This is a genomic window from Kitasatospora sp. NPDC007106, assembly GCF_040634455.1.
Classification (GTDB): Bacteria; Actinomycetota; Actinomycetes; order Streptomycetales; family Streptomycetaceae; genus Kitasatospora; species Kitasatospora arboriphila.
Genome location: NZ_JBEYFP010000454.1, coordinates 1 through 4,826, shown reverse-complemented (window position 1 = coordinate 4,826; position 4,826 = coordinate 1). Strand labels below are relative to the sequence as shown.

3 protein-coding genes and 1 pseudogene are annotated in these 4,826 nt (G+C 78.6%); 1 reads left to right on the top strand and 3 read right to left on the bottom strand.

All coding sequences use genetic code 11. The features are described from left to right. Positions 1 to 293, bottom strand: a pseudogene (locus ABZ641_RS25940) (hypothetical protein); the annotation flags it as partial. Between the two features lie 435 nt (positions 294 to 728). Between ABZ641_RS25940 and ABZ641_RS25935 the strand changes: the two are divergent. Next, a complete protein-coding gene (locus tag ABZ641_RS25935; protein ID WP_344625432.1) occupies positions 729 to 1,064 on the top strand; it encodes a hypothetical protein in 336 nt (111 codons plus the stop codon). Here the strand turns inward: ABZ641_RS25935 and ABZ641_RS25930 are convergent. Further along, positions 1,058 to 3,874: a poly(A) polymerase gene (locus ABZ641_RS25930; protein ID WP_344625433.1), complete on the bottom strand. Its 2,817-nt coding sequence runs from the start codon at positions 3,872 to 3,874 to the stop codon at positions 1,058 to 1,060. The two genes, ABZ641_RS25935 and ABZ641_RS25930, sit on opposite strands and share 7 nt — an antisense overlap. Then, positions 3,874 to 4,826, bottom strand: a 953-nt coding sequence (locus ABZ641_RS25925; RefSeq protein ID WP_359985385.1) for an AAA family ATPase, incomplete at its 5' end; no start/stop codon positions are given. The genes ABZ641_RS25930 and ABZ641_RS25925, both read right to left, overlap by 1 nt.

Sequence of the window (4,826 nt, the reverse complement as noted above, 5' to 3'; positions counted from 1 at the left end):
CCCCTCCTTCCGGGGACTGCTCGTCGCCGAGCACGCTGATCTGGACGGAGATCCGGGTCGACCTCGGCGCCACCGCGGACGGCGGCCCGCAGGCCGTCCCGCCAGGCGGCGTCACCGAGCGAGGCGGCGACCGCCCGCGCGGTCTCCTCCTCGACGGCCTGCACGGCGGAGTGTGCGCGGCCGGGCTGCGGCGGGGCCTCCGCCCGGGCGCTCGCGGTCTGCGCGGCGGCCCCCATGACCAGGGCGAGGACGGCGCCGACCGCGCCGACTCTCAGGGTGCTGATGGTGCTCAACGGTCCTCCATGGCTGGGTGTACGGAGTGCGCCCGCCACCCGTCGGCCACGGCAAGTTGACGCTCGTCGGCTTCCGCGTGGGGGCGGTGTTGAGTGAGCCAGGACAGCGAAGCAACCCCGTCGTGCCCGCGTCAAGGCTGCGCGGAGCACCTGTCTGACGAACGGTCAGTGTCGCTGCGGGGCGGCGGGCCACCGCCCGAAGGGGGCCGCCGGGAGAGTGTCGGGTCCATCATGCCGGGTCGGAGGGGGTCGGCGGTAGGACGGAGAGCACCTCGGTTCGATCTTGTCCGGGGCGGGGCGCACCCCGCACACTCGACGGACCCACCCCTTCCCATGCGCCCGGACTCCCCTGCGGAGGCACCGGGGCGTCCGCCGTGCTGCCCTGACGGCGGGTCGGGCCGTTGCCGGGGGTGGCGATGCGAAGGGGGAAACGGAATGAACAACGACGCCGTCCTGAGGGCCCGGGTGCTGCTGCTCGGCACGGGGAAGCTCAGCAGGCTCCAGCGGGTCACCGCGCACCGGCTGCTGGCCGTGGACAGCCCCGCCGTCCACCTGCCGAAGCTCTCCCGCGCCCTGGTGAAGCTCGGCAAGGAGATCGCACACCTCCCGGAGGCCCGGCTGGCCCTGCTCGACGAGGCCGTCGCCGCCGCCCGGGCGATGGACCCCACCGACCCCTACCGCCCGCAGGTGCTCGCCGAGGCGCTGGACGCCCGGCGGGAGCAGCTCCACGCCATGGGCCGGACCGCCGACGGCCCGGCGGGCGGTCAGTAGAGCGTCGGCACCCCGCCGCCCTCCGTCCGGGTGACGGCCACGCCCGGCAGGCCGCGGGTCCACCGGTCGGCGAGGGCGGCGAGGGTGTCGGCGTCGACCGGTGCGCGGCCGAGGCCGACGGCGAAGCGGGCGGTGGCGGGGCCGGTGGCGAACGGGTGCGGCCAGGCGTGCGCATCGGTGGCACCGGCCTCGTCGAGGGCGGCGACCAGGGCCCGCATCCGGCCGCGGACGAGGCCGAGCAGGGTCTCGAACTCCTCGGCCCGGCCCGGCCGTACCGTCACCACCGCCCAGGCGGCGTGCCGCCGGTGCAGGGGCGGCGGGGCGAGCAGGCCCGGCCGCGGGTCGGTTCCGGTGGCGGCCGCCGACTCCAGGAGTTCCCAGGCCCGGTAGAGCTCCTGGGTGAGCAGCTCCCGTCCGCCGGTGGTGACCTGGGCGGTGCAGGAGCGGACGGGGGCGGTCGGGGTGGCGACGGTGACCGGCCCGGCCGGGCCGACCGGCGGGCCGACCGGTTCGCGCCAGTCCCAGGCCGCCCAGCTGCCGAAGAAGTGCCGCAGCAGGTCCTGGCCGTCGAGGTCCGGTGCCTCCTGGACCGTCCGGGCGGCGAGGACGGCCCAGGCGAGGCCGGGCAGGCCGCCGAACGGCGCCGAGTCCAGGCCGCGGGCCTTCGCCCAGGCCTTGACCTCCCGTGCCAGGGCGGCGAAGGCGGCCCGCCGCGGGCCGACGGCGGCGAGCAGCGCGTCGGCGTCCGAGACGGCGCTGAGCGCCAGGGCCGCGGCCTCGCCGAGTTCGGCCCGCCGCTCGACCGCCTCCGCGGGGTCGAGCGGGCCCGTCGGCACGAGCACCAGGTCGACCGCCAAGGCGTCGACGGTGAAGCGCAGCCCCGGCACCCGGGCGCCGACGACCTGCCGCAGCCCGACGGCCTCCTGCAGCGCCTCCGCCACCCGCGCCGCCAGGGCGGGGACGTCCGGCTCGCCGGGCAGTGCGGCGACCAGGTCCAGGTCGGCGCCGGGCAGGGCGCAGCCCGTCCGCCGTGATCCGACGAGGTGCAGCACGCCCTCGCCGAGGGCTTCGGCGAGCCGCCGGGCGGTGCGGTCGGCGAGCGCGTCCGGTGCCGGGTCGGGGGCCGGTGCGGCGGGCTCGGGGAGCCAGCGGAGTTCCCCGGTGCCGAGGGTGAGCACGGCGCGCGGCCGCATCGGTTCCTCGGCGCGCCGCGAGAGCAGCACCAGCTCGCCGACCGGGGCCGCGGCCTCGGGCAGCCGTGCGGTGCACTCGGCGACGAGTGCCCGCGGGTCGTCCGTCCGGCCGAGGCTCAGGTGCGGGGTGAAGCCCTCCGAGCGTCCGCGGCAGCGCGGGAACCGCTCCAGCAGGGACCGGTGCAGGGCCTGCCACGGCCCGGCGCCGTCGGCGGCCGGGTCCAGCCAGACGGTGGAGCCGCTGCGGTGCCGGAAGCTGTGCACCCCGGCGAGCCGGGCGGTGAACGGGGCCGCCTCGGCGGCGGCCTCCGCGAGCAGCGGTGAGGCCTGTTCGAACTCGGCCTCGGGGACGAACCCGTACAGCACGTTGACGTGCGGCGGCCAGCGGTGGATCTGCGGGTCGTGCTCGGCCCGGACGGCCTGGATCGCGGGCCGCAGCGCGTCCGGCGGCAGCCAGGCCAGGGCGGTGCGCACCGACGGGCCGACGTCGAAGACGCCGCCGGGTGCGGCCCCGCCGGGGCCCAGTTCGACCGCCACACCGTAATGGTCCGACGGGTGGAGGCCGTCCGCGGCCGGGCGGTCGCCGAGCAGGACGGCGGAGCGGGCCTGCGGGCCGCCGGGGCGCAGCAGCACGCGGTCCAGCCGGGAGGCCCGGCCGGAGAGCGAGGAGACCGCGGCGAGCGGATTGGCGCCCGGGTCGAAGGTGGGGGTGCCGTCCTCGGGGCCGTGCACCGCGCTCCACGCGTCCTGCAGTCCGAGGACGGCGGCCGGGCCCTCGGCGCCGCCGCGGCCGTCGTTGAAGTCGCCGGCCAGCACCAGGTCGCCCTCGACGCCGGCCAGGCCCTCGGCGATCCGGGCCAGTTCGGCCCGCCGGCGGGCCGGCCCGTCCTCGCTGTGGTCGCTGGTCAGGTGGGTGGCGGCCACGGTGAGCGGCCCGGTGCCGGTGTCGACGACGACCGCGGCGAGCGCCTTGTGCGGGCCGAGCGGGTGCCGGCCGGCCTCCAGCACGGGCAGCCGGCTGAGCAGCAGCAGTCCGCAGTCGGGCACGTCCCGTCCGCGGGGGTCGGTGCCGACCGTCCAGCCGTCCCGCAGCCAGGGCTCGCGCAACAGCAGGTCGACCAGGGCCGGTTCGACCTCCTGCAGCGCGATCACGTCGGCGTCCGTGCGGGCGAGTGCGGCCAGCAGCAGCGGGCGGCGGCGCGCGGTGTCGATCCGCTCGCTGTCGTAGCGGTCCCAGAGGGTGTTCCAGGTGACGACCCGGACGGTGCCGCGCGGCGGCCGGCCGGCCGGGCGGTCGGCGGGCCGCCAGGCGGAGCCGTCCCAGGTGTGCGGGGTGCGGGCGGTGAAGAACGGGGCGTGCAGCCGCCGCCCGTCGCCGGCCCGGCCGGCCGCGGTGGTGTCCAGCCGGTCCACCCCGGCGGCGCGGTCCCACACCGTCTCGCCGTCGGCCTCCACGCAGAGCACCCGGTGCCAGGGGATGTCGCCGCCGGGGGCGAAGCCGTCCAGCGGGACGCGCTTGGGGTCGGCGCCGCGCTGCTGGACGACCAGCACGAACCGGGACGGGTCGAACCGGGCGTCCCAGCGGACGCGGTGGTAGATCTCCTCGCTGGTGCGCATCAGGCGTCCTCCCCGCCGATCGTCCCCGCCGTGTCCTCGACGGTGCCGGCCGCGCCGACGTACCAGGTGCGGTGCGCCTCGCCGGCGTACGGCGGGCCGTACCGGCGCAGCTGGTCGGCGAGCACGCCGGCCGGGACGGGGTGCGGCCGCACGCCGTTGCGGCGGACGAGTTCGGCCTCGCCGACCAGCAGCACCGCCTGGGTGACCAGGGCGTCGCGGCGCTGCGCGACGCCCCGGACGAGGGAGCGCTGCTGCCGGTTGAGCGAGGTGGCGTCCCACACGACGGTGCCGCCGCGGGCGAGCGCGGCGTCCAGCCGGTCCAGCCCCTCGCGCAGCACGTCCCCGTTGGCCCGCTGGTCGCCGCGGTCGCCGCGCTCCTCGCGCAGCCCGTCCAGCGAGATCCGGGCCGCGGTGCCGGGCAGCCGCTCGGCGAAGACGCTCTTGCCGCTGCCGGACGGGCCGACCAGGTGCACCAGGTGCGGGAAGGCGCCGGAGCGCCACCGCCAGGCCGCGGCCACGGCGTCGTCCACCCCGGTGACCCGGCCGAGCGCGAACGCCTCCCGGGCCTCGGCCCAGCAGCGGTCGGCGGCGTCCGGCCGGAGACCGGCGAGCGCCTCGCGGAGCCCCGTGCGGAGGGCGGCGAGCGGGGCCTCGCCGAGCAGCCCGGCGTCCTCGGCGTGCAGCGCCGACCAGGCGGCCTGCTCGCGGGCGTCGTCCGCCTCGGCGTCCGCCCGGCCGGCGGTGACGGCGGCGGCCACGGCGTGCAGTACGCCGAGGTCCGCGGCCTGGGCCAGCCGGACGAGGCCGGCCCGGCGGTCCTCGTCCGGGTAGGGGCGTTGCACGACGGGGTGCAGGCCGACCAGGTCGGCGACCCGGCGGGCGAGCGGCATGCCGAGCGGTGCGGCGAGCGTGGTGGCGAGGCGGGCCCGGTTGCTGCCGGGCAGGGCGGCCG